This is a genomic window from Micromonospora yongxingensis (genome assembly GCF_052601155.1).
In genome coordinates this window covers 183,043-209,193 of record NZ_JBQXEO010000011.1, presented here as the reverse complement: position 1 = coordinate 209,193, position 26,151 = coordinate 183,043, and the positions used below count along the sequence as shown (strand labels likewise).

At 73.2% G+C, this 26,151-nt stretch carries 31 protein-coding genes; 16 read left to right on the top strand and 15 right to left on the bottom strand.

The window, feature by feature from the left end; genetic code table 11:
- Positions 1–47: 47 nt before the first annotated feature.
- Positions 48–599, bottom strand: a complete 552-nt coding sequence (locus ACTWLT_RS16215) for a YdeI/OmpD-associated family protein (protein ID WP_445319093.1) — start codon at positions 597–599, stop codon at positions 48–50.
- A gap of 1 nt (position 600) precedes the next feature.
- A complete protein-coding gene (locus ACTWLT_RS16210) occupies positions 601–1,023 on the bottom strand; it encodes a VOC family protein (RefSeq protein WP_445319092.1) in 423 nt (140 codons plus the stop codon).
- Positions 1,024–1,219: 196 nt separating this feature from the next.
- On the opposite strand from ACTWLT_RS16210, the gene ACTWLT_RS16205 reads away from it, so the two are divergent.
- Entirely contained in the window at positions 1,220–1,546 is a 327-nt protein-coding gene (locus ACTWLT_RS16205) for a hypothetical protein (protein ID WP_445319091.1), read from the top strand.
- Between the two features lie 79 nt (positions 1,547–1,625).
- Here ACTWLT_RS16205 and ACTWLT_RS16200 read toward each other — a convergent pair whose 3' ends face one another.
- Positions 1,626–2,477 carry a DUF72 domain-containing protein gene (locus tag ACTWLT_RS16200; RefSeq protein ID WP_510182484.1) on the bottom strand — a complete coding sequence of 284 codons (852 nt, stop codon included), beginning with the start codon at positions 2,475–2,477 and terminating at the stop codon, positions 1,626–1,628.
- 102 nt (positions 2,478–2,579) lie between these two features.
- Here ACTWLT_RS16200 and ACTWLT_RS16195 point away from each other — a divergent pair, with 102 nt between their 5' ends.
- Positions 2,580–3,596, top strand: a complete 1,017-nt coding sequence (locus ACTWLT_RS16195) for a glycosyltransferase (RefSeq protein ID WP_445319089.1) — start codon at positions 2,580–2,582, stop codon at positions 3,594–3,596.
- Between the two features lie 2 nt (positions 3,597–3,598).
- On the opposite strand, the gene ACTWLT_RS16190 is transcribed toward ACTWLT_RS16195, so the two are convergent.
- A complete protein-coding gene (locus ACTWLT_RS16190) occupies positions 3,599–4,480 on the bottom strand; it encodes a sigma-70 family RNA polymerase sigma factor (protein WP_445319088.1) in 882 nt (293 codons plus the stop codon).
- Positions 4,481–4,627: 147 nt separating this feature from the next.
- Here ACTWLT_RS16190 and ACTWLT_RS16185 point away from each other — a divergent pair, with 147 nt between their 5' ends.
- Complete coding sequence (locus ACTWLT_RS16185) at positions 4,628–5,092, top strand: carboxymuconolactone decarboxylase family protein (RefSeq protein WP_445319087.1); 465 nt, start codon at positions 4,628–4,630, stop codon at positions 5,090–5,092.
- A gap of 123 nt (positions 5,093–5,215) precedes the next feature.
- On the top strand, positions 5,216–5,947 hold the full coding sequence (locus ACTWLT_RS16180; RefSeq protein WP_445319086.1) for a Clp protease N-terminal domain-containing protein: 732 nt from the start codon (positions 5,216–5,218) through the stop codon (positions 5,945–5,947).
- A gap of 10 nt (positions 5,948–5,957) precedes the next feature.
- Here the strand turns inward: ACTWLT_RS16180 and ACTWLT_RS16175 are convergent, their stop codons facing one another.
- Together ACTWLT_RS16175 and ACTWLT_RS16170 are read right to left on the bottom strand one after the other, a co-directional pair.
- Positions 5,958–6,473 (bottom strand): hypothetical protein, encoded by a 516-nt coding sequence (locus ACTWLT_RS16175; protein ID WP_445319085.1) that lies wholly within the window; start codon positions 6,471–6,473, stop codon positions 5,958–5,960.
- A gap of 115 nt (positions 6,474–6,588) precedes the next feature.
- Positions 6,589–6,777 carry a DNA repair protein gene (locus ACTWLT_RS16170; RefSeq protein WP_252420322.1) on the bottom strand — a complete coding sequence of 63 codons (189 nt, stop codon included), beginning with the start codon at positions 6,775–6,777 and terminating at the stop codon, positions 6,589–6,591.
- Positions 6,778–6,915: 138 nt separating this feature from the next.
- Between ACTWLT_RS16170 and ACTWLT_RS16165 the strand changes: the two genes are divergently transcribed.
- Both ACTWLT_RS16165 and ACTWLT_RS16160 read left to right on the top strand, forming a co-directional pair.
- Positions 6,916–7,395, top strand: a complete 480-nt coding sequence (locus ACTWLT_RS16165; RefSeq protein WP_445319084.1) for a DUF4396 domain-containing protein — start codon at positions 6,916–6,918, stop codon at positions 7,393–7,395.
- A 90-nt stretch (positions 7,396–7,485) separates the two neighbouring features.
- Positions 7,486–8,148 (top strand): GNAT family N-acetyltransferase, encoded by a 663-nt coding sequence (locus ACTWLT_RS16160; RefSeq protein WP_252420324.1) that lies wholly within the window; start codon positions 7,486–7,488, stop codon positions 8,146–8,148.
- A gap of 289 nt (positions 8,149–8,437) precedes the next feature.
- Here ACTWLT_RS16160 and ACTWLT_RS16155 read toward each other — a convergent pair whose 3' ends face one another.
- Positions 8,438–9,892, bottom strand: a complete 1,455-nt coding sequence (locus ACTWLT_RS16155) for a glycoside hydrolase family 3 N-terminal domain-containing protein (protein ID WP_445319083.1) — start codon at positions 9,890–9,892, stop codon at positions 8,438–8,440.
- Between the two features lie 169 nt (positions 9,893–10,061).
- Between ACTWLT_RS16155 and ACTWLT_RS16150 the strand changes: the two genes are divergently transcribed.
- Positions 10,062–11,237: an ROK family transcriptional regulator gene (locus tag ACTWLT_RS16150; RefSeq protein WP_445319082.1), complete on the top strand. Its 1,176-nt coding sequence runs from the start codon at positions 10,062–10,064 to the stop codon at positions 11,235–11,237.
- 120 nt (positions 11,238–11,357) lie between these two features.
- Here the strand turns inward: ACTWLT_RS16150 and ACTWLT_RS16145 are convergent, their stop codons facing one another.
- Both ACTWLT_RS16145 and ACTWLT_RS16140 read right to left on the bottom strand, forming a co-directional pair.
- On the bottom strand, positions 11,358–12,377 hold the full coding sequence (locus ACTWLT_RS16145; protein ID WP_445319081.1) for an ABC transporter permease subunit: 1,020 nt from the start codon (positions 12,375–12,377) through the stop codon (positions 11,358–11,360).
- Complete coding sequence (locus tag ACTWLT_RS16140; RefSeq protein WP_445319080.1) at positions 12,374–13,378, bottom strand: ABC transporter ATP-binding protein; 1,005 nt, start codon at positions 13,376–13,378, stop codon at positions 12,374–12,376. Before ACTWLT_RS16140 ends, ACTWLT_RS16145 begins: the two co-directional genes overlap by 4 nt.
- A gap of 130 nt (positions 13,379–13,508) precedes the next feature.
- Here ACTWLT_RS16140 and ACTWLT_RS16135 point away from each other — a divergent pair, with 130 nt between their 5' ends.
- Complete coding sequence (locus ACTWLT_RS16135; protein ID WP_252420333.1) at positions 13,509–14,351, top strand: ABC transporter ATP-binding protein; 843 nt, start codon at positions 13,509–13,511, stop codon at positions 14,349–14,351.
- A gap of 25 nt (positions 14,352–14,376) precedes the next feature.
- Positions 14,377–15,273 carry a ribokinase gene (locus ACTWLT_RS16130; protein WP_445319101.1) on the top strand — a complete coding sequence of 299 codons (897 nt, stop codon included), beginning with the start codon at positions 14,377–14,379 and terminating at the stop codon, positions 15,271–15,273.
- Positions 15,274–15,344: 71 nt separating this feature from the next.
- Here the strand turns inward: ACTWLT_RS16130 and ACTWLT_RS16125 are convergent, their stop codons facing one another.
- Complete coding sequence (locus tag ACTWLT_RS16125) at positions 15,345–16,073, bottom strand: hypothetical protein (protein ID WP_445319079.1); 729 nt, start codon at positions 16,071–16,073, stop codon at positions 15,345–15,347.
- A 100-nt stretch (positions 16,074–16,173) separates the two neighbouring features.
- Here ACTWLT_RS16125 and ACTWLT_RS16120 point away from each other — a divergent pair, with 100 nt between their 5' ends.
- Positions 16,174–17,757 carry a dienelactone hydrolase family protein gene (locus tag ACTWLT_RS16120; RefSeq protein WP_445319078.1) on the top strand — a complete coding sequence of 528 codons (1,584 nt, stop codon included), beginning with the start codon at positions 16,174–16,176 and terminating at the stop codon, positions 17,755–17,757.
- Between the two features lie 12 nt (positions 17,758–17,769).
- On the opposite strand, the gene ACTWLT_RS16115 is transcribed toward ACTWLT_RS16120, so the two are convergent.
- Together ACTWLT_RS16115 and ACTWLT_RS16110 are read right to left on the bottom strand one after the other, a co-directional pair.
- Positions 17,770–18,252 carry a DUF6232 family protein gene (locus ACTWLT_RS16115; RefSeq protein ID WP_445319077.1) on the bottom strand — a complete coding sequence of 161 codons (483 nt, stop codon included), beginning with the start codon at positions 18,250–18,252 and terminating at the stop codon, positions 17,770–17,772.
- Positions 18,253–18,573: 321 nt separating this feature from the next.
- Entirely contained in the window at positions 18,574–19,053 is a 480-nt protein-coding gene (locus ACTWLT_RS16110; RefSeq protein ID WP_445319076.1) for a DUF6232 family protein, read from the bottom strand.
- Between the two features lie 98 nt (positions 19,054–19,151).
- Between ACTWLT_RS16110 and ACTWLT_RS16105 the strand changes: the two genes are divergently transcribed.
- The 4 genes from ACTWLT_RS16105 to ACTWLT_RS16090 all read left to right on the top strand — a co-directional run bounded on the left by ACTWLT_RS16105 (position 19,152) and on the right by ACTWLT_RS16090 (position 23,611).
- Complete coding sequence (locus ACTWLT_RS16105; RefSeq protein ID WP_252420345.1) at positions 19,152–19,925, top strand: enoyl-CoA hydratase/isomerase family protein; 774 nt, start codon at positions 19,152–19,154, stop codon at positions 19,923–19,925.
- A gap of 117 nt (positions 19,926–20,042) precedes the next feature.
- Positions 20,043–21,665 (top strand): acetolactate synthase, encoded by a 1,623-nt coding sequence (locus tag ACTWLT_RS16100; RefSeq protein ID WP_445319075.1) that lies wholly within the window; start codon positions 20,043–20,045, stop codon positions 21,663–21,665.
- A 168-nt stretch (positions 21,666–21,833) separates the two neighbouring features.
- Positions 21,834–22,805 carry an ATP-binding cassette domain-containing protein gene (locus ACTWLT_RS16095; RefSeq protein WP_445319074.1) on the top strand — a complete coding sequence of 324 codons (972 nt, stop codon included), beginning with the start codon at positions 21,834–21,836 and terminating at the stop codon, positions 22,803–22,805.
- Positions 22,802–23,611: an ABC transporter permease gene (locus ACTWLT_RS16090; protein WP_252420351.1), complete on the top strand. Its 810-nt coding sequence runs from the start codon at positions 22,802–22,804 to the stop codon at positions 23,609–23,611. Before ACTWLT_RS16095 ends, ACTWLT_RS16090 begins: the two co-directional genes overlap by 4 nt.
- A gap of 39 nt (positions 23,612–23,650) precedes the next feature.
- On the opposite strand, the gene ACTWLT_RS16085 is transcribed toward ACTWLT_RS16090, so the two are convergent.
- The 3 genes from ACTWLT_RS16085 to ACTWLT_RS16075 are packed head-to-tail and all read right to left on the bottom strand — an operon-like array spanning position 23,651 to position 24,813.
- Positions 23,651–24,067 (bottom strand): PLD nuclease N-terminal domain-containing protein, encoded by a 417-nt coding sequence (locus ACTWLT_RS16085; RefSeq protein ID WP_445319073.1) that lies wholly within the window; start codon positions 24,065–24,067, stop codon positions 23,651–23,653.
- Positions 24,068–24,094: 27 nt separating this feature from the next.
- A complete protein-coding gene (locus tag ACTWLT_RS16080) occupies positions 24,095–24,424 on the bottom strand; it encodes a DUF202 domain-containing protein (RefSeq protein ID WP_445319072.1) in 330 nt (109 codons plus the stop codon).
- Positions 24,421–24,813 carry a YidH family protein gene (locus ACTWLT_RS16075; RefSeq protein ID WP_445319071.1) on the bottom strand — a complete coding sequence of 131 codons (393 nt, stop codon included), beginning with the start codon at positions 24,811–24,813 and terminating at the stop codon, positions 24,421–24,423. The genes ACTWLT_RS16080 and ACTWLT_RS16075 overlap by 4 nt, the downstream gene beginning before the upstream one ends.
- A 41-nt stretch (positions 24,814–24,854) precedes the next feature.
- Here ACTWLT_RS16075 and ACTWLT_RS16070 point away from each other — a divergent pair, with 41 nt between their 5' ends.
- Both ACTWLT_RS16070 and ACTWLT_RS16065 read left to right on the top strand, forming a co-directional pair.
- Positions 24,855–25,652, top strand: coding sequence for a GNAT family N-acetyltransferase (locus ACTWLT_RS16070; RefSeq protein ID WP_445319070.1), 798 nt, complete (start codon positions 24,855–24,857; stop codon positions 25,650–25,652).
- Entirely contained in the window at positions 25,649–26,062 is a 414-nt protein-coding gene (locus tag ACTWLT_RS16065; RefSeq protein WP_252420361.1) for a hypothetical protein, read from the top strand. The genes ACTWLT_RS16070 and ACTWLT_RS16065 overlap by 4 nt, the downstream gene beginning before the upstream one ends.
- Positions 26,063–26,151: the final 89 nt, after the last annotated feature.

Here is a 26,151-nt window from a genome sequence, read left to right as displayed (position 1 = left end):
TTAGGGCGGAGAGATCGTCAACAGGGACCCCTGACAGGCCGGCGCCATCAACAGGCAGCCGCCGGCCGCGCGACCGCCTGCGCCAGGATCTTCGCCCGCGACTGCGGGGTGCGGGCCTTGAGCAGCGGCAGGATCACGGCGTACCGGGCGGTGCGGCCGAGCCGCTCGAAGGCGGCGGTCGCGCGGGGGTCGCGGGCGAGCGCGGCGCTGAGATCGGGTGGGACGGTGGCGGTGCGCTGCGCCTCGTACGCCGCCTCCCACCGCCCGTCGGCCTTGGCGGCCGCGACCTCCGCGAGCCCCGCCGGCCGCATCCGCCCGGCCGCCGTCAGTGCCTCGACCTTCGCCACGTTGACCTGCGACCACGAGCTTCGGGGGCGACGGCGCGAGTACCGCTGGAGGAACGACTGGTCGTCGAGGCCCTTGCGGTGACCGTCGATCCAGCCGTAGCAGAGGGCCACGTCGAGGGCGTCCGAGATCGTGATCGAGGCGAGCCCGGAGTGTCGTTTGGCGATCCGCAGCCAGGCATCGCCCCGCACCTCGTGTTGCGCGGCGAGCCAGGAGTCCCATGCCGCCGCATCGGGAAAGTCGAGCACGTCCACGTCACGCCGGCTTCATGGACGAGAGGACGTCGAGGTAGTGCGGGTTGTTCATGACGCCGAGCACGTTGCCGAACGGGTCGACCACCGCCGCCGTGACGAACCCCTCGTCGCCGTGCGGGGTGATCGGTTGGTACTCCGTGGCGCCCATCGCCAGCAGGCGCTGCACGGTGGCGTCGAGGTCGTCGACGTGCCAGTGCATGACGGCGCCACCGGGCCCGGCCGCGCCGGGCGGCGCGTACCTGCGGTCGATGATGCCCAGCTCGGCCTGGTAGTCGCCGACACGGAACTCGGTGTACGCGGGGCGTCCGTCGGGCCCTGCCCGCAGGAAGTAGGCGTCCTTGCCCAGGAACTCCGCGTACCAGGCGGTGGCCGCGGCGACGTCGTCGGCCCAGATGTTCAGTGTGGCGAAGCCTCGCAGGCTCATCGCGTGTCCTCTCGTCGATGTCTTCGCGGGTCACGCTATCGACGATTGCGGAAGGGGAGCTTCCGCAATGAGCGGCCGCCGGCGGAAAATCTCGGGCGACCGGCCCACAGCGGGGTGCGCCGCTGAGAAATGCTTGCGATGGCAACAAAGTGCGGCGACGATGATCTCAACAGCTGTCGATGCATTGGAGTTGCGCATGCGAGCAAGAGCAGCCAGGACCGGCGCCGTTCTGACCATCTCCGCGATCATGACCGCAGGGCTCGGGGTCCTGGCCTCGCCCGCCTCGGCACAGGCATCCGGGCTGACCTTCTACAGCGGATCGTTTGCCACGGAGGTGGCGAACTTCCCCGTCCCGACCGGCGCCTGCACGGCGCTGCCCCCGACGGCGGACAGTCACGTCGGGTGGAGCGGCGTCTCCGACGTCACCTTCTATCGGACCTCGGACTGCTCCGGGCAGGCCACGGGTGTGGGCACGCTCCGCACCTACGAGGCCGGGCGCTACACAAGTTTCCGAGCTTCCTGATCGCGCAGGGCCTCGGGGCGGGGGCAAGCTCCCGTCCCGTTGGCCTGTCGGCGGCCGGCGCTGATCGCCCGGCGGCCTTTCAGAAAAGGGTGAGAGGCTCGACCGGGATCGGCTCCGGCAGTGGTTCGAGCTGGGGTACGCGTGCCCGTACCTCGTCGTGGAAGCGGCGGGCGAGCACGGGCGCGTCGGCGTTGTCCGGGGTGTGGACGAACATGGTCGGCGAGCGCCCCTCGCGCAGCCAGTCGGCGGTGATGTCGACCCACCGTTGCCACCCCTCGACCGTCCGCGCGGTGTCGTCGCGACCGAGGTAGCGCACGATCGGCCGGTCGGTCAGCGCGAGTGACCGGAGCGGCACGCGCGGCTTTTTCGTCCAGGCGTCCCGTTCCGCGTCGCTGGTCGGCGGGCTGGCGAAGAACGCGGTGGTGTCGAAGGGAATCCACTCGGCGGCCGCCGCGCCGAGTGCGTCCGTGAGGTGCCGGGCCGCGCGGGGGTCGTCGAAGAACGCGGGATGGCGCACCTCCACGGCGTACCGGTGTGCCCGGGGGAGCCGGCCCAGGAAGCGGCCCAGTGTGGGGACGTCGGCGGGGGAGAACGACCCGGGCAGTTGGATCCAGAGGGCGTGGGCGCGCGGGCCGAGCGGCTCGATCGCGTCCAGGAAGGCGCGCAGCGGCTCGTCGACGTCGGTGAGTCGACGGTCGTGCGTGATGACCTTGGGGAGTTTGAGGACGAACCGGAACGCGGGATCGGTCTGCCGGGCCCATGACTTGACCGTCTCCCTGGTCGGCGTCGCGTAGAACGTCGTGTTGCCCTCGACGGCGTCGCACCAGCGGGCGTAGTGCCGTAGGCGTTCCTGGGGAGCGAGAGGATGCGCCAGCAGGCGTCCCTGCCACGACCTGTGGGTCCACATCGCACACCCCACGTGCAGCCGCACAGTCCCGCTCCTCCCCAGGTGAACCGGCCTGACCGGAGCCCACCGTATACGCGACGCCGACCGGCCCGGGACGCGGCGGCGTGGAGTGTAGGGTCCGACGCCATGCGTGTGCTGTTCGCCAGCCTTGCCTCCGTCGGCCACACCTACCCGCTGATCCCGCTGGCGGTCGCCGCCAGGGAGGCTGGTCACGAGGTGCACTTCGCCGCGGGTGCGGAGGTGCACCCGCCGCTGGCTGCGAACGGGCTGCGGCCGTTCCGCCCCGGCGACGCGTTCTACGAGGTGTACGCCGAGGACCTCGAACCGGAGCTGGCCCGGTTGCGCCCCGACCTGGTGGTGCACGAATGGGGACTACCGGGTGCGGCCATCGCCGCCCAGCGGGCCGGTGTTCCCGGCGTGTGGCACGGGTTCGGCCGGATGTTTCCCGACGGCATCGGTCTCGAACTGCCCACGAGGAACCCCGAGGTCGCCGGCCGCCCGCACCTCGACATCTGCCCGCCGTCGTTGCAGGACAGGGACTTCCTCGCCACCGAGCGGCGGATCGAGCTGCGACCGGTCCCGTTCTCGACACCGGCCGAGCCGTCCACGGGGACGGGCCGCCGTACGTCCCGGCCCCTGGTCTATCTGACGCTCGGCACCGCGTTCGGCACGTCGGAGCTGCTGGCCACCGCCATCGCGGGCCTCGCGAGGTTGGACGTGGACCTGGTGGTGGCCGTCGGTCGGGTGCCACCGGAGCGGCTCGGCGAGCTGCCCGACCGGGTGACCGTGCACCCCTGGGTGTCGCAGGCGGAGCTGCTGCCGCACGTCGACGTGGTGGTGCACCACGGTGGCAGCGGCACGACCCTCGGGGCGCTCGCCGTCGGCGTCCCGCAACTGATCCTGCCGCAGGGCGCCGACCAGTTCGCCAACGCCGACGCGGTCGGTGCCGCCGGTGCCGCCCTGCGCCTGCTCCCTCATGAGGTCACCGCGGACGCGGTCGCCGAACAGACCCGGATGCTGTTGCCGCGCCACGGGAGCACCGCGCATCGCGAGGCGGCGCGGGCGATCGCCGAGGAGATCGCCCGGATGCCCTCCCCGGCCGACGTCGCCCGCCGCCTACCCGAGTACGCCCGGGCGGGCTAGACCTACCGCCGCTGCGCCTCTGCGCCGGTCACGTCGAGCGTGGCGAGCTGTGCCGGGTCGGCCACCACCTCGATGCCGATGATCCGGTCGGTGACGATGAAGCTGAGTGTGAGGCGGGCCTCCCGGCCGATCTGCACGACCGCGCCCGGCAACCCGTCGACGTACGCCGGCACCGCCCCCTGGGCGCGGCCGTTGAAGAACCCGGCGATGGCGGCGGAGCCGCGCGTCTCGGCGGCCGACCCGAGGCCCACGGCCACCGGATCGGCGCGCATGACGACGTGCGGGTCGAGCAGGCTGACCAGGTCGTCGAACCGACCCTCCCGGGAGGCGGCGAGGAACGCCTCGACCACCCGCCGCTGACGGGCCGGGTCGGTCTCCCGGACTGTCCCGTCCTGGTGCACCCGCCGGCGGGCCCGGCTGGCGATCTGGCGAACGGCGGCCGGGGTGCGATCGACCACGGCGGCGATCTCCTCGAACGAGACCGCGAACATGTCGTGCAGCACGAACACGAACCGCTCGGTCGGTGCGAGGGTGTCCAGGACGACCAGGAGCGCCCGGCCGACCGATTCGGTCAGCATGGCCTCTCGCTCCGGGTCGACCGGGCCGCCCTCGGTCGACTCGGGCTCCGGTCCGGCGGTGTCCCATGGCTGCTCGGGACGGGTCGTCCGGGTGCGCAGCCGGTCCAGGCAGACCCGGCCGACGGCGGTCGTCAGCCACCCGGCCAGGTTGTCGATGCCCGTGACGTCGGCCCGGCTCAGCCGCAACCAGGTGTCCTGGACGGCGTCCTCGGCCTCGGCGCCGGAGCCCAGCATCCGCTGGGCCACCGCACGCAGGCGTGGCCGGTTCTCCTCGAAGCGTCGGGCCAGCAGGTCGGCGTCGCTCATGACCGGTGCACCCCCGCGCATACCTGGGCGATCCCCCGTGACCGCCGTCACATCTGTCACGCCGTCGGCCCGCGGCACGACAACCCAGTGAACCGGGACGTCGCACCGCGACAACGCCGGGCAGCCTAACAGGACGGAACGACGGACATGATCATCGAACCCCGCATCCAGAACCCCGCCAACCTGCTGCCGGACACCGTGAAGGCGATCAACCTGCTCTACAAGGCGGCGCACTCGGCCGGCGTGCCGGGCAGCACGCTGGAGCTGGTGCACCTGCGCGTCAGCCAGATCAACGGGTGCGGCGCCTGCGTCGACTCGGGTGCCCGGGGTGCCCGGAAGGCCGGCGAAACCGAGGAGCGGCTGTTCGCGGTGGCCGCCTGGCGGGAGACCCCGTACTTCACCGAGGCGGAGCGGGCGGCGCTCGCGCTCGCGGAGGCCGCCACCCGGCTCGCCGACCGGGCCGACGCCGTGCCCGACGACATCTGGGAGGAGGCGGCGCGGCACTTCGGCGAGAAGGAACTCGGCGCGATCGTGCTCTGGGTGGCCACCAGCAACTTCTTCAACCGGCTCAACGTCACGACCCGCCAGCCGGCCCCGCAGGCGTGGGGCTGACCGCGCGCTGACGGACCGGGCGTGGGCGACGGCGGGTGCCGTCGCCCACGCGGCCGGAAGCACGCAACCCATGGTCGTCAACTTTGGGTTGACGATGGAGGTGCGTCAACCTATGGTTGACGCATGACGGAACCTATCCAGATGTCCAACACGGTCAAGCTCGACGACCTGATTCAGGCGATCAAGAAGGCGCACACCGACGCGCTGGACCAGCTCACCGACGCGGTCATCGCCGCCGACCACCTGGGCGAGGTCGCCGACCACCTCATCGGGCACTTCGTCGACCAGGCCCGACGCTCGGGCGCCTCCTGGACCGACATCGGTCGCAGCATGGGGGTCAGCAAGCAGGCCGCGCAGAAGCGCTTCGTGGCGAAGGGCTCGACCGAGGCCGCGGCGCTCGACCCGAGCGCCGGCTTCGGCCGGTTCACGCCCCGCGCCCGCAACGTGGTGATGGCCTCCCAGGAGGAGGCCCGCGCCAGCGGCAACGCCGAGATCGGCTCCGAGCACCTGGTGCTGGGCCTGCTGGCCGAGCCGGAGGCGTTGGCGGCCAGGGTGATGGCCGGTCGGGGCGTGTCGCCCGAGGCGCTGCGGGAGGCCGTGGCCGCGGTCCTGCCGCCGGCCGCCGACCAGGTCCCGGACCTCATCCCGTACGACGCGCGCGGCAAGAAGGCGCTGGAGCTGACCTTCCGGGAGGCGCTGCGGCTCGGGCACAACTACATCGGCACGGAGCACATCCTGCTCGCGCTGCTCGAGCAGGAGGACGGCGCCGGCGTGCTCACCGACCTCGGCCTCGACAAGGCGGCCGTCGAGGCCGACCTGCTCACCGCGCTCGCCGCGGCCGTCGCGAAGAAGTGAGCCGACCGGGTCAGGGCGTCGGAAAGCCGTAACGCAGGGCGTGTTCCGGATCGGTCGGGTCGATCTGGCGCACGCCCGCGTCGGCGAGGCGCTTGTTGACGTCGTCGAGCTGCTCGCGTACCAGTCGGGCCTCCTCCTCGGTGACCCGTCCCCGGTGTGGCCGGCCGGCGTGCTCCAGCGTGCCGTAGTCGATCTTCTCGGCGCTCTTGCGGGCCTTGGGCGGGCGGACCCGCTCGGCCGTCTTCAACAGCTGCGCCATCGGTACGTCGGTGGCCATCGCGTCGAACTCGCTGGCGGTCAGCACCACCCGCCGGGGCTCGCCACCGCCGTGCCGGTCGTGGATCTCGACAACCGCCACGTCAAGCGCGGCGTCGTCGATGTTCTCCACCTCGACGGGAGTGGCGTCCAGTTGCACGGGCCCGGCGATCAGGTCTGGGTGCTCCAGGACGACGATGCGGACCACCTCGTCGTCGGTCTGCAGAACCGTGCCGCTGAAGTCGGAGACGTGGATCGTCTTCTTGCCCATGCGCGGAGCTACTCCTGTCGTAGGCCGGGTTTCCGGACCAGAAGAAATTACCCGACAGGTGTGCGAAAGCCCGCGTTGGAGGGCCCGGGTGTGTCGTGGGGCCGTGCCGGCCGGGTCAGCGGGTGTTGAGGCCGCGCCGGGCGGAGCTGCCGGCGGGCAGCTTGTTCAGCTCCGCCCAGGAGAGGGCGTCTGTCGCACGGGTCCCGCGGTACCGCGGTTGAGCCGGGAAACGGTCGGCGGGCTCCGTTGACCGCCAGAGTCGCTCGGGGTCCTGCTGGTAGCGGTCGTTCGGCTGAATCGGCATGACCATACCGTCCCAAAGAAAGGTGTCCATATATGGAAATACATATGACGGTCGATCGGTGTTGGTGGTTCCGGGGTCGACGAAGGTGATCCAGATCGCCTGGTGCCCGATACCCCTAAGGGGTATAGGCTGCTGGTCATGGAGAACGCGAACCACACCCGCCTGGCCATCGCCGCGACCCTGCACTGCCTGACCGGCTGCGCCATCGGCGAAGTGCTCGGCATGGTCATCGGCACGGCGCTCGGCTGGTCCGACCTCGCCACCATCGCCCTCGCCGTCGCGCTGGCGTTCGTCTTCGGCTACGCCTTGACGATCCGCCCGGTCCTCCGCTCCGGCCTGCCGCTGGCCCAGGCGATCCGCGTGGCCCTGGTCGCCGACACGGTCAGCATCGCGGTGATGGAGCTGGTGGACAACGGCGTCATGCTCGCCGTGCCCGGCGCCATGCGGTCCGGCCTCGCCGACCCACTGTTCTGGGGCAGCCTGGCCGGGGCGTTGGCGGTGGCCTTTGTGGTCACCGTGCCGGTGAACCGGGCCCTGATCGCCCGGGGGAGAGGGCACGCGGTCGTGCACCAGCACCACCACGGGGGGCACCACCCCGCCGCTCCGACAGGTTCCTAGCCCGGCCGGCCCGGCCTGACCGATCCTCTCCCCGGTCGGGCCGCCCGGCGTACGGTGATCCACGACGGGCCGGGTGACGGGGAGGTGCACATGCTCGACCGGCGGCTCCAGCTGCATCTCGCCACCTGGCTCGGGCAGTGGCCGGCCCGGCCGGGCCTGCACGTTGTCGCCTCGCACCGCCGGGCCAAACCCGCCTGGGACGGCCGCCTGCGCCCGGCGCTCGCCGTGGACACCGGGCAGAGCGCCGTGCTCTCCGTCCCACCGGACCGGGTGGCGGCGATCCGCGCACTGGCCCGGCGCTCACCGGACCGGCTGCTGCCGGCGCTGCCGGAGGCCGTCGGGATGCCCGACTGGTGCGTCCACGACGGTCCCTTCCGGTGGACGCTGGCCCCGGCACCCCTGCCCGACGTGGGTGAGTGGACCGCCTCGACGGCCCCCGGGCTGCCGCCCTGGCTGCGGCTGTTCGACCGGCCGGTGCTGGTGGTCCGCGACGCGGACGGCAACTACCTGGCCGGGGCCGGACTGAAACGGCACGACGCGTACGGGCAGGAGCTGGCCGTCGGCACCGCGCCCGCCGCCCGGGGGCGCGGCCTCGCCCGCCGGCTGGTGGCGCAGGCGGCCCGGCGGGCGCTCGACGAGGGAGCGGTGCCGACCTACCTGCACGAGCGGGACAACCACGCGTCGGCCCGGGTCGCGGAGGCGGCCGGATTCCCGGACCGGGGCTGGCGTGCGTACGGGGTCTATCCGCTCTGAACCGGTGGCGAGGCGGAACCCGCGCAGCGGTCGTCGCAGGGCGCGGACCGTGGATCCCGGGCCGGATCCACGGTCCGCAACCTTCCCCCAGGTCCCGGTTACCGGCGACCGGCCGCCCCGCTGGGCAGGCCGGTTCGTGACGATCACGCTACGTATGGGACACGCTCGGTGCAAGGTGTGAGCTGTCGGTTCGGAGTGTCGAATAGCGGACTTGACCTGGATCGGAACCCGCCGAGTGATCGGCGAGCCGTGGTGACGCAGAGTGTGGTTGAACCTGGCGACCCGGGTGTCAGTTGGCCAGACCGAGCGCCTCGGCGGCCGCCCGGCCGTTGGCGTGGCTCGCGCCGAAGGTGGTGACGAAGGCGCGTACACCGGTGGGGCGCCACTGGGCCGGCCAGCCCATCTCCACGACGGTGACCGGGTGCTCCGCGGCCAGCTCGGCGATCAGCTCCGGGCCGCCGGGCAGCCGGTGCAGGTGCCGCCCGACCAGCACGATCGGCCGGTCACCGGCCAGCCCGCGCAGCGTCGCCTGGTCGGTCTCGGCGGCGATCACCCGGATCTCCTGCACCCCGTCCAGGTGCGGCCCGAGGCCCCACGGCACCCGGCCCTCGGCCATCGTGGACTCGGTGTGCAGCTGCACCACCAGCGGCTGGCCGAGGCCGGTGAGTACTCCCTCCACCCGCAGGGCCCGGCGCGCCGCCGCGTACCCCAGGTCGGTGTCGGGTGTGGTGGCCGCTGCGGCGGCGGCCCGGGTCCAGGCGGCGAGCGCGGCGGCGCGGCCGGCCGCCTCCTCGACCCGGGAGGTCGCCAACCGGCCGTCGCCGAGCGCGTCGACGATCTCGGCGGCGACCCGCTCGACCAGCTCGGCGTCGACCTTCGCGCCGATGCAGAGCAGGTCGGCCCCGGCGGCCAGGGCCCGGACCGCGGCCGGCCCGACACCGCCGGCGGCCACGGCGGCGCCCTTCATCTCCAGCGCGTCAGTGATGACGGTGCCGGTGAAGCCGTACTCGGTGCGGAGCAGGTCGACCAGGACGGCCCGGCTGAAGGTGGCCGGCCCGGTGCCGGTCAGCTCGGGCACCCGGATGTGCGCGGTCATCACGGCGCGCGCCCCGGCGGCGACGACCGCGGCGAACGGCGGCAGGTCCCGCTGGCGCAGCAGGCTCAGCGGGACGTCCACGGTGGGCAGCTCGTGGTGGGAGTCGGTAACGGTGGCGCCGTGGCCGGGGAAGTGCTTGGCGCAGGCGGCCACGCCGGCGGCCTGCAGGCCGGTCACGGCGGCGGCCGAGTGGGCGGCCACCCGCACCGGGTCCGCGCCGAACGACCGGGTGCCGATCACCGGGTTGTCGTCGGCGGTGTTCACGTCCACGGTCGGGGCGAGGTTGACGGTGATGCCCAGCGCGGCCAGTTCGGCGCCGATCGCCTGGTAGACCCGTCGGGTGAGCGCCACGTCGCCGATCGCGCCGAGAGCGGCGTTGCCGGGGTACGGGCTGCCGGTGGCATGCGCCAGCCGGGTCACGTCGCCGCCCTCCTCGTCGATGGCGATCAGCACGTCCGCGCGGCCGACGCGCAGGGCGGCGGTGCTCGCCGCGACCTGGGCCGGGTCGTGCACGTTGGTGCCGAAGAGCGTGTGCCCGGCCAGCCCGTCGGCCACCAGGTCGACGGCCCAGTCCGGTGGGACCGGTCCCGAATACGCGGCGAGCAACGTGCCCAGCGCGAGCCGGCGCAGTCCTGGATCCAGCCCCACGTGATCTTCCCCCTTCGGGTGCCTGGCGGGCACGAACGTCGTACCGGCGGTGGTCGTCGCCCTGCCGGGTCGGCCGAGCGCTCCGCCTCCGGGTGGCCGTTACGCTACGGCTACCCGTTCGCAGGTCGGTTTACAGTTAGCAAAGTTTACTAAAACTAGAGGACGTGGCATGAGTGCGACCCGGCTGCCCGGTACCCCCCGCCTGTTGCGGGCGCTCAACGACCGCGCGGCGCTGGAACTGCTCCTCGAACGCGGCCCGCTGACCCGGGCCCGGCTCGGTGAGCTGACCGGGCTGTCCAAGGTCACCGCCTCCCAGTTGGTGGAGCGGCTGGAGGAGCGCGGCCTGGTCAGCCGCGTCGGCGAACAGGCCGGCGGACGGGGGCCGAACGCCCAGCTCTACGCCGTACGCCCGAGCAGCGCGCACGTGGTCGGGGTGGACGTCGGGCCGGACCGGGTGGTCGCCGCGTGCGCCGACATCACCGGCGCGGTGATCGGGCGGGTGGAGCAGTCCACCCGGGACACCGACGACCCGGTGGGCGTGGTGCACAACGCCGTCGTCCAGGCCGCCAGCAGCGCCCAGGCGCAGCTGAGCAGCGTACGGCGGATCGTGCTCGGCACTCCGGGCCTGGTCGACCCCGGCACGGGTGACATCACCTTCGCCTTCAACCTGCCGCGCTGGCACAGCGGGCTGCTCGCCGCCCTGCGCGACGACCTGCACACGCCGGTGGTCTTCGAGAACGACGTCAACCTGGCCGCGGTGGCCGAGGCGCAGTCCGGCGCCGCGCAGGGGCTGGGCGACTTCGTGCTGGTCTGGGTGGGCGCCGGCGTCGGGCTCGCGATCATGCTGGGTGGGCGGCTGCACCACGGCAGCAGCGGCGCGGCCGGTGAGATCGGCTACCTGCCGGTGCCCGGCGCGCCCATTCCGCGCGACGTCTCCCGTCGCGCCAAGCCGGCCTTCCAGCAGTTGGTCGGTGGGGACTCGGTGCGCGCGATCGCCCGCGAGCACGGCTACCCGGACGCCGATGCCGCCGACGCGGTCCGCGCGGCCGTCGCCGATGGTGCCGGTGGCGGCCCGATGCTCGACGAGTTGGCGCGCCGGCTCGCGCTCGGCGTGGCCAGCACGTGCGTGGTGCTCGACCCGCCGCTGGTGGTGCTCGCCGGTGAGGTCGGTCAGGCCGGTGGCGAGGCGCTCGCCGACCGGGTGCAGCAGGAGGTGGCGGCGATCACGCTGGTCCGGCCACGGGTGGTGCCCACCGGGCTGACCGAGGAGCCGATCCTGCGCGGTGCGCTGCGCACCGCCCTGGACGCCGTGCGCGACGAGGTGTTCGGCTCCACCGTCGGCTGAGCCCGCTGGCGCGGTCATGTGAAGAAATATTTCACCGCAGGCCGCCACGCTGCAAGCTCTTGCCGCCTCCGTTCCGGTCCGCCGGGCCGCCCCGAGCAGGGCGGGCGGCCCGGCGGAGGCTCAGATCAGGTCGCGCCGACGGAACACGGCGAACGCCGCCGCGGTCAACCCACCGGTGAGCAGGAGCAGCACCAGCAGCGACGGCGCCCAGGTCAGCGAATAGAAGCCTTCGCAGTAGCCGCCGCCCGCGGTGTCGCCCCTGCAGATCTGGCTGTCGTAGAACCGCGCCTCACCGGTGAGCCACGCCCCGATGTAGCTGGAGAGCATCAGCTGGTCCGGGCGCGGGGCATCGACGATCTCCAGCACCAGCCGGCCGCCCAGCTCCCACACCACCGCGTACGCGGCGACCGCGCCGAGCGCCGCCGAGGTGTGTCGGCCCAGGGTGGCGATGGCGAAACCCAGCGCGCTGGCCAGCAGCACCAGCACCAGGCCACGGCCGTGCACCGCCCCGAGCGAGCGCCAGAAGTCCCCGCTCAGCCGGCCGGCCAGACCGGCGGTCTGCCCGATCACCCAGAACGTGGCGAGGTAGACCAGGGAGGCCGCCACCGCCAACGCCAGCACCGTGCCCAGCAGGGTGCCCAGCTTGGCACCCAGCACCGTCATCCGGCGCGGTCGCCAGAGCAGCAGGTTCACCACACCGCCGGAGTTCAGGTCCGCGCCGATGTAGGACGCACCGACCAGGAACCCGAACAGCACCAGGAACGCGATGAGGAAGTAGAGCAGTGGCTCGGCCTGCTGGGCGAAGCTGAACACCCCGGGCAGGAAGTCGGCGGCGATCGGCAGCCGGTCCTGCCGGATCGGGTCGATCTCCGAGCAGTCGGTGGGGAAGTACAGCTCCGAGTCGCTCGGCGGGAGGCTGCCGTTCCGTCGGGCCAGACACTGCTGGAAGTGGGTCTCCATGCTCTGCCGCGCCTCGGTGGCCTGCGCCCGAGCCGAGCTGAGCTCGGCCGCGCTCGGCTTGTGGGAGCCGGCCAGGGTGGTCGCCGCGGTGACCGCGAACGCCAGCGCCAGCAGGACGACCATGAGCTGCACGAAGCGACGCGCGAACAGTCGCTCCAACTCGGCACGCACCAGGTTCACGCGTCCACTCCCCGTTCGAGATCGATCACAGCGTCGCCCTGGCCGCCGGGTGGCAGCGCCGGGTCGTCCACCTGCCGGGGCACCCACGGCTGCCCGGCGCCGGTCAGTTCGAGGAAGACGCTCTCCAGGTCGGGTCGCAGCGGCGTCAGCTCGCCCACCCACAGCCCCTGCTCGCCGAGCAGCTTGCTGATGACCGTCGCGTCGGTCGCCCCGCCCACCACCAGCGTCCCGCCGTCGAGGGTCGCCGTCAGCTCGGCGGCGCGCAGCAACTCGGCGGCGCGCTCCGGCTCGGCAACCCGCACCAGGAACTCGTGCCGGTCATGGCCGGCCAGCACCTCGTCCACGCGGCCGGCCGCCACGCGCCGACCCCGCGAGATGATCGTGACGTGGTCGCAGATCAGCTGGATCTCGGCCAGGATGTGACTGGACACCAGCACTGTCACCCCGGCCGCCGCCAGCGACCGCATCAGGTCCCGCATCTCCCGGATGCCGGCCGGGTCCAACCCGTTCGCCGGCTCGTCGAGGATGAGCAACTGCGGATCCTTCAGCAGCGCGGACGCCACCGCGAGGCGCTGCTTCATGCCCAGCGAGTAGCCCTTGACCCGTTCGTCGCCCCGGTCGTGCAGGCCCACCAGCTCCAGCACCTCGTCCACCCGTGAGGTCGGCACCCCACCGGCCCGGGCCAACAGTCGCAGCGTGCGGTGCCCGGTGAAGTTGCCGAAGAACTGCGGGCTCTCCACGATGGCCCCGACCCTGCCGGCCACCCGGGGCAGCAACTGCGGCGACGGCTCGCCGAGCACCGCCATCCGCCCGCTGTCGGCCCGCACCAGCCCCAGGAGGGCGCGCAGCGTGGTGGTCTTACCGGAACCGTTGGGGCCCAGGAAACCATGGATCTGGCCTGTCTCGACCAGCAGGTCGAACCCGTCGACCGCGACCCGTCGACCGTTGCGCAGGCTGTGGAAGGTCTTGCGCAGACCCTCGATCTCGATGACCGCGCTCATCCGCGCGGCTCCGTACCTGGACCGGGCATGGAGGGTCCTCCGGAGGTGGTGATCAACGACACGGCGCTTCACCCTATGGCCGGGGGGCCGCCCGTGGGGGGCACCCCTCGTTGCGTGGTTGGATGGTCGGGTGACTGGTGACCTGACCCCCGGTGCCACCGGCGCCGCATCCGCCGCCGCGCCCGTGGACCCGGATCTGGTGGTCAGCCTCGACAGCGTCGGCGTACGCCGCTCCGGCACCGCCCTGCTGCAGGACCTGACCTGGCGGGTCGAGCTGGACGAGCGCTGGGTGGTGCTCGGCCCCAACGGAGCCGGCAAGACCACCCTGCTCAATCTCGCCGCCGGCCGACTGCACCCCACCACCGGTGTCGCCCACGTGCTCGGTGAGCGGATCGGCCGCACCGACGTCAACGAGCTGCGTACCCGCATCGGGCTCTCCACCGCCGCGCTCGCCGAGCGGCTGCCCGCCGACGAGCAGGTCAGCGACGTGGTGGTGACCGCCGCCTGGTCGGTGGTCGGCCGCTGGCGGGAGAACTACGAGCGCGGCGACGAGGCGCGGGCGCGGGCGCTGCTCAGCCAGCTCGGCATCGGCGGTCTCGCCGAGCGCCGCTACGGCACCCTCTCCGAGGGAGAGCGCAAGCGGGTGCAGATCGCCCGTGCGCTGATGACCGACCCGGAGCTGCTGCTGCTCGACGAACCCGCCGCCGGGCTCGACCTGGGTGGCCGTGAGGACCTGGTCGCCCGACTGGCCGAGCTGGCGTACGACCCGGACGCCCCGGCCCTGGTGCTGGTCACCCACCACGTGGAGGAGATTCCGCCGGGGTTCACCCACGCGCTGCTGCTGCGGGAGGGCGGTGTGGTCGCGCAGGGACTGCTCGCCGAGACGCTGACCGGCGACAACCTCTCCAAGACCTTCGGCCTGCCGCTGGTGGTCGAGCGCTCGGGCGGCCGCTACACCGCCCGCGCCGCCTGATCGCCGGACAGGGCGGAAGGTGACCGTGCCGCAGACCCGGGTGGTCGTGGTGGGCAGCGCCAACATGGACCTCGTCGCGATGGCGCCCGCGCTGCCCCGACCGGGCCAGACGATGCTCGGCACCGACTTCGTGATGGTGCCCGGCGGCAAGGGCGCCAACCAGGCCGTCGCCGCGGCCAGGGCCGGCGCCTCCTGCGCCTTCCTCGGCGCGATCGGCTCCGACGCGTTCGGCGTCACCCTCAAGGCCCGGATCACGGCGGCCGGGGTGGACACCGGCCAGCTGCGGGTGGTGTACGGCGCGTCCGGGGTGGCGCTGGTGATGGTCAACGCCCAGGGGGAGAACGCCATCGTCGTCACCCCCGGTGCGAACGAGGCGTTGACCGGCCTCACTGACGAGGAACTGACCACCGTCCGAGCGGCGGACGTCCTGGTCGCCCAGCTGGAGATCCCGGTGCAGACGGTCACCGACGCCGCGGTGGCCGCCCACGCCGCCGGCACCCGGGTCATCCTGAACGCCGCACCGGCCCGGGACCTCCCGCCGGAGCTGTTCGGGGCGGTGGACCTGCTGGTCGTCAACGAGGGTGAGGCGCAGGCGTTCACCGGCCGGGGTCGGGAGGACCCGCGGGCACTGCTCGACCTGGTGCCCCGGGCCGTGCTCACCCTCGGTGGCGAGGGCGCCTGGTACGTCGACCGTGAGGGCACCCAGGTGCACGTGCCCGCCGTCCGGGTCGACGTGGTCGACTCCACGGCGGCGGGCGACGCGTTCACCGCCGCGCTGGCCGTCGCCTGGGGCGAGGGACGGGACGTGGTCGACGCGGTGCGCTGGGCGGCGGCGGCCGGAGCTGCCTGCGTACGCCGGCTCGGCGCCTCGGTGGCGCTGCCCCGCCGCGCCGAGATCGACGAGCTGTACGCCCCGGCCTGACGGCACCCCGCTTGACGATCACCTGCGACTGCTGAGCCGGCGCGGCGCAACCTTCGCTGGCCGGCGGAGGCTCAGACGGCCGGGTCGTCGATGAGCTTCTCGCCGCGCCGGCGCAGCATGCCCAGCCCGGGGATGCCGGCCACGGCGAGCTTGAGGTCGCGGGTGACGTCGAGCAGGTCGTGCAGGTCCGGCCCGACCCGGTCGAGGGTGGCCAGGATCGGCAGGATGTCCGCCGTCAGGTGCGCCCTGAGCTTGGGCAGCTCGTCGATCAGGTGGATCGCCGCGGTGATCTCCTCGTGGCTGAGCTGTGCGACGAACCGGTCGGTCATCGGCGCGGCGCGCCGCAGCGCCGGCTCGTACGCCGCCAGCAGCTCGGCCGCCGTGGCCGCCGCCTCCGCCGCGGTGCCCACGGTGGCCGCGGCCCGGCCGGCCACCACGTCGGCTTCGGCGACCACCCGGCCGGCCACCCGGGAGACCTGATCGGCTTCCTGGACCACCACGGCGGCGGCCGTCGCCACCTCGGTGGCGGTGTCGATGGCGGTGGTCGCGGCGGCGCTGATCACGGCCACCTCGCGGACCGCCGTCTCGGCGTCGGTGAGCACCCGGTCGGTCCGGTCCAGGGTCGTCTCGATCCGGTCCACGACCCCGTTGATCCGGGCGAGCAGCGCCTCCACCCCGTCCAGCACGGCGAACGCGCGGGCGGGCACGGCGGCGAACGAGGCGGCCGAGCCGAGCGCCTGATCGAGAGCGGATCGGGTCAGGCCGACCATCGCGGCCGGTGTGGGGAGGGGAAGCGCCATGGGATCAAGTGTGACCCGCCCGCACCACAACCGCCCGACGACGCTGCGCCGGCGCGCTGGGTGGAGCGTCGGGAGGGCCGTCCGACGGTAGGGTGCCGTCATGCCGGCACCCTCGCCGCACCGCCCGCCGAGCATCCGGACCGTCGTACTCCTGGCTGTGCTGGCGGTCCTCGTTGCCGGGCTCGGCACGCTCGTGCTGGTGCGGGCCGACGCCGGCCTCACCGCCCGGCAGGTCACCGTCGGCGGTGTCCCGATGACCGAGGTGCGCTCCGGCCCGCCGACGCCCGGCGTGCGGCGACCGGGAGTGGTGATCGCGCACGGTTTCGCCGGGTCGGCCCAGCTGATGCGCCCGATCGCTGACACCGTCGCCCGCAGGGGAGCGGTCGCGCTGCTGTTCGACTTCGCCGGCCACGGCGCGAACCCGGCCCGGCTGTCCGGCGCGGGATGGGAGACCTCCGCCGCCACGCTCGCCGCCGACCTGGACAACGCCGTCGGCTACCTGCGCGCCCAGCCGGCCGTCGACGCCGGCGCAATCGTCCTCGTCGGACACTCGATGGGCGCCGGCGCGGTCACCCGGTACGCCGCGGCACACCCGGAGATCGCCCGGACCGTGGCGATCTCGCTGCCCGACGCCGGCGAGCTGCCCCCGGGTCGGCCGGTCGAGCTGCTGCTCATCGTGGGTGCCGCGGAGTTCCCCGCCTTCCGCCGGGCCGCCGACGATGCCTTCCGGCGTGGCGTGGGAACGGACCGACGGGCACCGGTGGTCGTGCCCGCCGCGGAGCACATCTCGGTGCTCTTCGCCGCGCGCACCCACGAGGAGATCGCCGGCTGGCTGCCCGGCGCCAGCGGAAGCGCCGTGCCACGACCGCTCGCCCGGCTCGCCGGAGCGGCGCTGCTGGTGGTCGCCTTCGGCATCGGGTTGGTCCCGCTGGCGGCCCTGCTGCTGCCGCGCCGGGCCGCCGGCCGCCGGCCACCCGAACCATCCGCCGGCCGCGAGCCGGACGGCCCAGCGCTGCCCGACGACGGGCTGCCGCTCGGCGGCCTGCTCCCGGTCGCGCTGGCACTGCTCGCGGCCGGCGCGGGCGCGGTCGTCGCGGCGGTGCTGCCGACCACCCGGCTCCCGCTCGCGATCGGCGGCTACGTCGCCGGCTTCCTGCTGGTCACCGGAGTGCTGCTGATCGCCGGTCAGCGCTGGCTGCCGGGCCTGTTCGGCGCGCCGCGGCCGCCGTCCAGCACGGCCGGCGTGGTGGCGGGCCGGCGTGCGCCCGTACGGACGGCCGTCGCGGCGCTGGCGCTGACCGGGTACGCCGTCCTCGCCGTCGCGCTGCCGATCCACGCCGGACTCACCTCTGCCCTGCCGGTCGGTGCCCGCTGGTGGCTGCTCCCGCTGGTGGCGGGCGCCTGCCTGCTGTTCCTGCTGGGCGTCGAGCTGGTCGCCGCCGGGCGGACGGGGCGGCACCTGCTGGTCGTCGCGGTCACCGTGCTCGTGCTGACCACGTCGGCGCTGGTCGGTCTGGCGCCCACCTTCGTGCTGCTGGTGGTGCCGCTGTTCGCGCTGCTGCTCGGCTGGCAGGCCGTCTGGGCGACCGTGCTGCGCCGGTACGCCGGCCCGCGCTGGCTGCCGGCCCTGCTGGGTGCGGCGCTGGTCGGCTGGCCGATCGCCACCACCCTGCCGTTGAGCTGACCGGTCGGTTGCTCATCGATGGTCCCCCTGCTGTTCGACGGCACGCTGCACGGCCCGGTAGATCTGGCCGAACCGTAGCGCGTCGGGCGTGCGCAGCAGCAGTTGCTCCCGGCCGTGGTGCTGCACCCACAGCTCGTGCACGTGGCTGCCGCGCTCGTAGGAGCGGTCCAGCCAGCCCAGCGGGATCTCCAGGAACGGCGTCAACGCGAGCGCCCCCACCGCGCAGGCCGCGAGGATGATCAGCGCCATCGTCCAGTTGCCCCGATCCTGCGCCGTGTACGCCAGCGAGAGCACGCAGACCAGCGCGACCAGGGGCGGCAGCGAGAGCAGCAGGACGAGGACACCCCGGCCGAGCACCCGGCCGCGTACCGCGAGGGTCTTCGGCCCACGCGCGTGCCAGACGTACGTCACGTCGGAGAGGGCGACCACGTGACCGCCTGCCCGGATCGACTCGGAGGTCACCTGCACCGCGTCGTCCCGGTAATAGAGGGTCATCACTAAGCCTAACCACCGCCGGGCAAACCCGCCCGCTGCACGCCGACCGCGACGAGTGCCGGGGGCGGGGGGCGGGGGGCGGTGTGACGCTCCTTTGGAGCTGAATCGTCTACGACATCGCGGCCTCCTTCGCGCTCCCCGATTCGTCTACGACCTCGTGGGTTCCCGCGCCGATTCGTTTACGACATCAGCTCCAAAGGCGGTGGGGGAAGACTCGCCGGGCCGCAACGGCTCGCGTGGCAGCCTGCGCCGTTGCCGTGGGTCGCTGCTGCGCGGTCTCGGCCGCTGCCGGACGAGCCGATCCGGTTCGGAGCTCGGGCGCTAGCGGCGGATGGCCCGGCGGGCCGGTTGACTGCTCTCGACGGCGCGCTGCACCGCCCGGTAGATCTGACCGAAGCGCAGCGCGTCGCCGGTGTGCAGCAGCCGCACGGGCTGACCGCGCCAACGCGCCCAGATCTCCAGTTGCCGGCTGCCCCGGGCGTACGAGCGGTCCAGGTGTTCGAAGAGGAAGTCGGCGATCGGCCCGACGGCCAGGCCCACCAGCACCGAGGCTCCGACGATCGCGATCGTCACGGTGGGCGAGCGGTGCAGCCAGACGGCCACGCCGATGCCGAGCACGGCCGCGATCAGCGGGCCGGCGAGCGCGGCGCCGATCGCGCCCCGCCCGACGAGCACCCGCCAGGAGCGGCTGCCCCGGCGGTGCCAGATCATGGTGATGTCGGCCAGCGCGTAGCTGCGGCCGTCCACCCGCACCGCGGTGGAGGTGACCTGCACCGACCTGTCGTCGTAATAAGTGACCATGGCTGGACTCCCGCCCGCGGGGCTGACACCAGACTACTTACCCCAACGAGCCGGGTCGTAAGGTTGGCACGCGACTTCGACGAGGAAGTGAGGGCAGCGTGGGCGAGTTCGTTCGGCTGGAGACCAGGGACGGCATCGGCACCATCCGGCTGGAGCGGCCGCCGATGAACGCGCTCAACACCCAGGTGCAGGAGGAGTTGCGCGCCGCCGCCACGGCGGCCACCGACGATCCCGAGGTCCGCGCCGTCATCGTGTACGGCGGGGAGAAGGTCTTCGCCGCCGGCGCGGACATCAAGCAGATGGCCGAGATGTCCTACGTGGACATGGCCGATCGGGCGGCGAACCTGTCCAGCGCGCTCGGAGCGATCGCCCGGATTCCCAAGCCGGTCGTCGCCGCGATCACCGGCTACGCCCTCGGCGGCGGCTGTGAGTTGGCGCTGGCCTGCGACTGGCGGGTGGTGGCCGAGGACGCCAAGCTCGGCCAGCCGGAGATCAAGCTGGGCATCATTCCCGGCGCGGGCGGCACCCAGCGGCTGGCCCGGCTGGTCGGCCCGGCCCGGGCCAAGGATCTGATCATGTCCGGGCGGATGGTGGACGCCCAGGAGGCGCTGCGGATCGGCCTGGCCGACAAGGTCGTCCCGGCCGCCGAGGTCTACGAGGCGGCGGTCGCGCTGGTGACGCCGTACCTGAACGGTCCGATGCAGGCGCTGCGCGCGGCGAAGCTGGCGGTCGACGGCGGCCTGGACATGGACCTGAACTCGGGCCTGGCCTGGGAGAGTCAGCTCTTCGCGGCGCTCTTCGCCACCGACGACCGGCGCGAGGGCATGGCGGCCTTCGTCGAGAAGCGCAAGCCGGGCTTCACCGGCCGCTGACCGGAGGGGGCCGGCGGTGCGTGTCGCCGGCTCCGACGGTGAGCCGAGAGCGGTTCACATTCTGCCTACCGGCCAGTAGCGTGGGGCTTCGGTCATGAGCGACGAAGGGGAGCGGCAATGACGGAGCGGATCGAAGGTCACGGCGGGGAGCTGGCGCTCGCGGCGCTACGGGCGTACGGGGTGCGCGAGATGTTCACCCTCTCCGGTGGCCACGTCTTCCCGCTCTACGACGCCGCGCACAAGAACGACTTCCCGATCTACGACGTCCGGCACGAGCAGTCCGCGGTCTTCGCCGCCGAGGCGGTGGCCAAGCTCCAGCGCCGTCCCGGCCTCGCCGTGCTCACGGCCGGCCCCGGTGTCACCAACGGCATCTCCGGCATGACCAGCGCCTACTTCAACGCGTCCCCGGTGCTGGTGCTCGGTGGCCGGGCGCCCGCGTTCCGCTGGGGCTCGGGCAGCCTTCAGGAGATGGACCACCTGCCGCTGGTCGCCCCGGTCACCAAGCACGCCGAGACGGTGTTCAGCACCGACGACATCCCGCGCGCCGTGGGTGCCGCGCTCACCGCCGCGCTCACCCCGCACCGCGGGCCGGCCTTCCTCGACTTCCCGCTGGAGACGGTCTTCTCCGTCGCCGAGGCCGACCTGCCGGCCGTGTCGGGCGTCGACCCGGTCGAGCCGGACCCGGAGGAGGTGGCTCGCGCCGCGGCGCTGATCGCCGGGGCGCAGCGGCCGGTCATCATCGCCGGCTCAGACGTGTACGCCGGCGACGCGGTGGCCGCGCTGCGCGAAGCGGCCGAGGCGCTGCAGGTGCCGGTCTTCACCAACGGCATGGGTCGCGGCTCGCTCCCGCCGGAGCACCCGCTCGCCTTCGCCAAGGCGCGCCGGGCCGCGCTCTCCGGCGCCGACGTGGTCGTGGTGGTCGGCACCCCGCTGGACTTCCGGCTCAGCTTCGGTGACTTCGGCGACGCCAAGGTGGTGCACATCGTCGACGCGCCCAGCCAGCGGGCCGGGCACGTGCAGCCGGCCGCCGCGCCCGCCGGTGACCTGCGCCTGATCCTCTCCGCGCTGGCCGACCATGCCGGTGACCGGACCGACCACTCCGGCTGGATCGCCGACCTGCGCGCCGCCGAGGACGCGGCCCGGGCCCGCGACGCCGCCGAGATGGCCGCCGAGACCGACCCGATCCGGCCCGCCCGGATCTACGGTGAGCTGCGCCGGGTGCTGGCCCGTGACGCGATCACCATCGGCGACGGCGGTGACTTCGTCTCGTACGCCGGGCGGTACCTGGAGCCGGCCCAGCCCGGCACCTGGCTGGACCCGGGGCCGTACGGCTGCCTGGGCACCGGCATGGGCTACGCCATGGGCGCCCGGGTCAGCCACCCGGACCGGCAGATCTGCGTGCTGATGGGCGACGGCGCCGCCGGCTTCTCGCTGATGGACGTCGAGTCGCTGGTCCGCCAGAAGCTGCCGGTCGTGATCGTGGTCGGCAACAACGGCATCTGGGGGCTGGAGAAGCACCCGATGCAGGCCATGTACGGCTACGACGTGGCTGCCGACCTCCAGCCGGAGCTGCGCTACGACACGGTGGTCAGCGCGCTGGGCGGTGCGGGGGAGACGGTCGCCAAGGCCGCCGATCTGGGTCCGGCGTTGCAGCGGGCGTTCGACGCCGGCGTGCCGTACCTGGTCAACGTGCTCACCGACCCGACCGACGCGTACCCCCGGTCGTCGAACCTCGCCTGAGTCGCACCCGCCGCGCCGTCGCCCGCCCAGCGGGTGACGGCGCGGCGTCTTCCCCCAGCTAAATCAGCGGAATGTCAGCGCCGGTCGTCGTAACGTCAGCCCGGGACCGGCGGGCTGTCAGACCTGTCGCCCATGGTGGTGTGACCACCGAAGACGACAGGAGTTGCGATGGACTACGCGATCCGCGCCGAAGGTCTGGTGCGGCGTTTCGGCGCCACCACGGCTCTCGCCGGCGTTGACCTGGCGGTCCCGACCGGGAGTGTCTTCGGCCTGCTCGGGCCGAACGGCGCCGGCAAGACCACGGCGGTACGGGTGCTCGCCACCCTGCTGCGGCCCGACCAGGGGCACGCCACGGTGGGCGGCTTCGACGTCGTCCGCGACGCCCATCGGGTGCGTCAGCTGATCGGCCTGACCGGCCAGTACGCCTCGGTCGACGAGACCCTGACCGGCGCGGAGAACCTGCTGCTGATCGGCCGGCTGCTGGGGCTGAGCCGGGTCGACGCCAAGCAGCGCGCCCGCCAACTGCTCACCGACTTCCAGCTCAGCGACGCCGCCGACCGGGCCGCGAAGACCTACTCCGGCGGCATGCGGCGTCGGCTGGACCTGGCCGCCAGCCTGGTCGGCCGGCCGCAGGTGCTCTTTCTCGACGAGCCGACCACCGGCCTGGACCCGCGCAGCCGCAACGACCTGTGGGACATCGTCCGCACCCTGGTCGCCGACGGGGTGACGGTGCTGCTCACCACGCAGTACCTGGAGGAGGCCGACCAGCTCGCCGGGGAGATCGCGGTGGTCGACCACGGCCGGGTGATCGCCCAGGGCACGCCGGAGGAGCTGAAGGCCAAGACCGGCGGGCAGACCCTGACCGTCCGGCCCGCCGACGCCACCAACCTGGGGGCGGTGGTCGCCATCGCCGGCGAGGTGTCCGGTGCGACGCCCGAGGTGGCCCAGAACGCGGTCACCGTCGCGGTGAACGATCCCACCGTGCTGCCCGCCGTGGTGAGCCGCCTCGACGCCGCCGGGATCCCGGTCGCGGAGCTGGCGCTGCGCGGCGCCAGCCTGGACGAGGTCTTCCTCTCGCTCACCGGCCACCGTGCCGAGGACGCCCCGGCCGACACCGACCTGGAAAGGACTTCGGCATGACCGCCGCCACCCTGACCCCCGCACTGTCGCCGGCCCGCCGGCTCGGTCCCGCCGCGGGGCTGCGGCACACGTTCACGCTGGCGTGGCGCAGCCTGGTGCAGATCAAGCACAACCCGATGGAGCTGCTCGACCTGAGCATCCAGCCGGTGATGTTCGTGCTGCTGTTCACCTATGTCTTCGGCACGGCCATCGCCGGTTCCTCCGGCGAGTACCTGACCTTCATGCTGCCCGGCATCATGGTGCAGAACGCGCTCTTCGCGACCATGACGACCGGGTTCGGCCTGAACAACGACCTCACCAAGGGCGTCTTCGACCGGCTGCGCGCGCTGCCGATCGCCCGGTGGGCGCCGCTGGCCGGCCGGATCCTCGCCGACACCGTCAAGCAGGCCTGGTCGATCGCGCTGCTGCTCGGCGTCGGGGCGGTCCTGGGCTTCCGGGTCGGCAACGGGGTGCTCGGGGTGGTCGGGGCGTTCGCGCTGCTGCTGGCGTTCACGCTGGCCGCGTCCTGGATCTCGGTGCTGGTCGGGGTGCTGGTCAGCGAGCCCGACAAGGTGCAGATCTTCGGCTTCATGGTGATCTTCCCGCTGACCTTCACCAGCAACATCTTCGTGCCCACCGACCGGATGCCGGGTTGGTTGCAGAACTGGGTGGAGGTCAACCCGGTGACCGTGGTGGCCGACGCGCTGCGCGGGCTCCTGGTCGGCGGCCCGGTGGCCGGCCCGGTGCTCCAGACGCTGCTGTGGGGCTTCGGCATCGCGGTGATCTTCGCGCCGCTGGCGGTGCGCGGGCTCAAGCGTCGGGTCTGACCCGCGGCGGCGTGAGCGCCGGCACGGCGGAGCCGTGTGTCACACCTCGGGCCGGTCACCCTCACGCGGCGGCTCGCCGTCGCGGCGGCGCAGGTCGTCCTCGCGGCGGCGGAGGTCTTCCTCCCACTGGCGGAAGAGCTCCTGATCCGACTGTTGGGCGCGCTCCTGCACGGAGCGGAGGAACTCCGGGTCGTCGTCGGGGGCGAGCGGGCGGCGGCTCGGCCGCTCGGCGGGGCGGTTGCCGGCCGGCCGGGCCTTGCGGGCGCCGGAGCCGGGCTCCCGGCCGGCGACGAACCAGGCGATCGAACCGACCAGCGGGAAGAACAGGATGATCAGCACCCAGGCGATCCGGGGCAGGGCACGGATCTGGCCCTCCTCGGCGGAGAGGCAGCTGATCAGCGCGCAGACGGCGAGGACGATCTGCACGAGGAAGAGGAGTACGTACAACCGGGCCATACGCCTATCATGGCGCACCCCGTCCCGTCACCACAGTCCGCGAACCACCAGCAGCGCACCCAGCAGCGCGAGCGCGACGGTGGCCAGCGCGACCAGGGGCAGGGCCCGGCCGCCGACCTCTGCTGGCCCCGTGCCGGTGCCCCGGGGCCAGCAGAGGACCAGCGCCGCTCCCCACACCAGGACGGCGACGCCGGCGATCAGCGTGTCGGTCGGCTCGCCGGTCGACCCGAGCCGGACGGCCAGCGCGGTCACCAGGCTCAGCGCGAGCCCGGTGCGTCGCCAGGCCAGTCGGGTCCGCTCCGGTTGCAGCCCCGGGTCCCGCCCGGCACCCGCCAGCCCGCCCGAGCCGCCAGTCACGACGCGCCGATGGCCCGGGCCAGCACCGCGATGACCAGTAGCACCGCGCCGGTTCCGATGGTGAGGGCGAGGACGGCGGGGAAGCGGGAGGCGGGCAGCTCCTGACCGAGCCGGATGGCCCGTTCGTTACGCGCCCAGTGATCCACAGCGCGGACCGCGACGGTGGCGCCGAGCAGCAGCAACGCGACCGCGATCACCTCCCGCAGGTGGGTCAGCGGCAGCGGTGGCAGGAACTGCGCGGCGGCGAGCCCGCCGCCGACCAGCGCCAGGCCGGTACGCAGCCAGGCGAGGAAGGTCCGCTCGTTGGCCAGGGAGAACCGGTAGTCCGGTGGCTCGCCGACCGAGCGTAGGTCCCTCGGGTCGAACCACCTCCTGATCGCCTCCCACACGCTGCCGATTATCCGCTTCCCCTGCGGCTTAACCTGAGCCGGTGACCGATCTTGATGTGATGACGCTGCGCGCCGCCTACGACAACCAGCTCCGCCCGGAGATCCCGGACCCGGTCCCGGCCGGGGTGACGGTGGAGCGGGACGGGCCGTTGGTCCGGATCGTCGGGCTCGACGCCGGTGGGTTCCTCACCTACCGCGACCTCGGCGGGCTGACCGGCGACGAGCTGGACGCGCTGATCGCCCGGCAGGTGGAGCTGTTCCGCGAGCGCGGCCAGTCGGTGGAGTGGAAGCTCAACGAGCACGACGAACCCGCGGACCTGGCCGACCGGTTGCGCGCCGCCGGCTTCGTGCCGGAGGAGCGGGAGACCGTGGTGATCGGCCCGGTCGCGCCGCTGGCCGCCGCGCTGCCGGTCGCACCCGAGGGGGTACGCCTGCGCGAGGTGACCAGCCGGGCCGACCTGGAGCGGATCGCCGCCATGGAGGAGGAGGTCTGGCAGGAGGACCGTTCGCACCTCGTCTGGGGGCTGGCCAAGGAGATCGACGCCGACCCGCACTCGATCACCGTGGTGGTGGCCGAGGCGGGCGAGACGGTGGTGAGCGCGGGCTGGGTGCGTTTCCCGGCGAACACCGGCTTCGCCACCCTGTGGGGTGGGTCCACCCTGCCGCAGTGGCGGCGCAAGGGCATCTACCGGGCGCTGGTCACCTACCGGGCGCGGTTGGCCGACCAGCGGGGTCGGACGCTGCTGCAGGTCGACGCGTCGGAGGACAGCCGGCCGATCCTCCAGCGACTCGGCCTCGTCCCGGTCACCACCACGACCCCGTACGTCTACACTCCGTGATCATGGAGCAGCGGTTGACGGACGAGGAGCGGCTGACGCTCAAGACCGGTGCCTTCGGCGCCGTCTTCCTGGTCGCCAACGCGGATCCGGGCATGCTGGGCGTGATCCGGGAGAGTGTCGCCGCCTCGGGCGCGCTGGCTGGGGCCAGCGGGGTGGTCAAGGACGCGCTGACCAGCGGTCCGCTGCCGCGGATGCCCCGGGATTCCCAGCTGGAGATCGAGTCGGTGGTGCTGCCGGCGCTCAACCGGGCGGTGCGGATCCTGCGCGAGAAGTCACCGGGGGACGTGGACGCGTACCGCACGGTGGTGTTGAGCGCGGCGGACCGGGTGGCGCGGGCGCACGACGGGGTGGCCCCGGCGGAGGCGGCGGTCATCGACCGGATCCGGGAGGCGCTGGCCGACCCGGCCTGACCGGGCCCGGACGGCTGGCCCACGCTGGTGAGCTGTGTCACTCGGAGTGCCCGGGGGCTGCATGCTACTGGCAGGTAACATTGCGCCGT

Coding starts and splice junctions, on each gene's coding strand:
- ACTWLT_RS16210 (WP_445319092.1), bottom strand. CDS start 1,023: ATGAGCCTGCGAGGCTTCGCCACACTGAACATCTGGGCCGACGACGTC.
- ACTWLT_RS16205 (WP_445319091.1), top strand. CDS start 1,220: ATGCGAGCAAGAGCAGCCAGGACCGGCGCCGTTCTGACCATCTCCGCG.
- ACTWLT_RS16195 (WP_445319089.1), top strand. CDS start 2,580: ATGCGTGTGCTGTTCGCCAGCCTTGCCTCCGTCGGCCACACCTACCCG.
- ACTWLT_RS16190 (WP_445319088.1), bottom strand. CDS start 4,480: ATGAGCGACGCCGACCTGCTGGCCCGACGCTTCGAGGAGAACCGGCCA.
- ACTWLT_RS16185 (WP_445319087.1), top strand. CDS start 4,628: ATGATCATCGAACCCCGCATCCAGAACCCCGCCAACCTGCTGCCGGAC.
- ACTWLT_RS16180 (WP_445319086.1), top strand. CDS start 5,216: ATGACGGAACCTATCCAGATGTCCAACACGGTCAAGCTCGACGACCTG.
- ACTWLT_RS16175 (WP_445319085.1), bottom strand. CDS start 6,473: ATGGGCAAGAAGACGATCCACGTCTCCGACTTCAGCGGCACGGTTCTG.
- ACTWLT_RS16170 (WP_252420322.1), bottom strand. CDS start 6,777: ATGCCGATTCAGCCGAACGACCGCTACCAGCAGGACCCCGAGCGACTC.
- ACTWLT_RS16165 (WP_445319084.1), top strand. CDS start 6,916: ATGGAGAACGCGAACCACACCCGCCTGGCCATCGCCGCGACCCTGCAC.
- ACTWLT_RS16160 (WP_252420324.1), top strand. CDS start 7,486: ATGCTCGACCGGCGGCTCCAGCTGCATCTCGCCACCTGGCTCGGGCAG.
- ACTWLT_RS16150 (WP_445319082.1), top strand. CDS start 10,062: ATGAGTGCGACCCGGCTGCCCGGTACCCCCCGCCTGTTGCGGGCGCTC.
- ACTWLT_RS16140 (WP_445319080.1), bottom strand. CDS start 13,378: ATGAGCGCGGTCATCGAGATCGAGGGTCTGCGCAAGACCTTCCACAGC.
- ACTWLT_RS16125 (WP_445319079.1), bottom strand. CDS start 16,073: ATGGCGCTTCCCCTCCCCACACCGGCCGCGATGGTCGGCCTGACCCGA.
- ACTWLT_RS16120 (WP_445319078.1), top strand. CDS start 16,174: ATGCCGGCACCCTCGCCGCACCGCCCGCCGAGCATCCGGACCGTCGTA.
- ACTWLT_RS16115 (WP_445319077.1), bottom strand. CDS start 18,252: ATGACCCTCTATTACCGGGACGACGCGGTGCAGGTGACCTCCGAGTCG.
- ACTWLT_RS16110 (WP_445319076.1), bottom strand. CDS start 19,053: ATGGTCACTTATTACGACGACAGGTCGGTGCAGGTCACCTCCACCGCG.
- ACTWLT_RS16100 (WP_445319075.1), top strand. CDS start 20,043: ATGACGGAGCGGATCGAAGGTCACGGCGGGGAGCTGGCGCTCGCGGCG.
- ACTWLT_RS16095 (WP_445319074.1), top strand. CDS start 21,834: ATGGACTACGCGATCCGCGCCGAAGGTCTGGTGCGGCGTTTCGGCGCC.
- ACTWLT_RS16090 (WP_252420351.1), top strand. CDS start 22,802: ATGACCGCCGCCACCCTGACCCCCGCACTGTCGCCGGCCCGCCGGCTC.
- ACTWLT_RS16085 (WP_445319073.1), bottom strand. CDS start 24,067: ATGGCCCGGTTGTACGTACTCCTCTTCCTCGTGCAGATCGTCCTCGCC.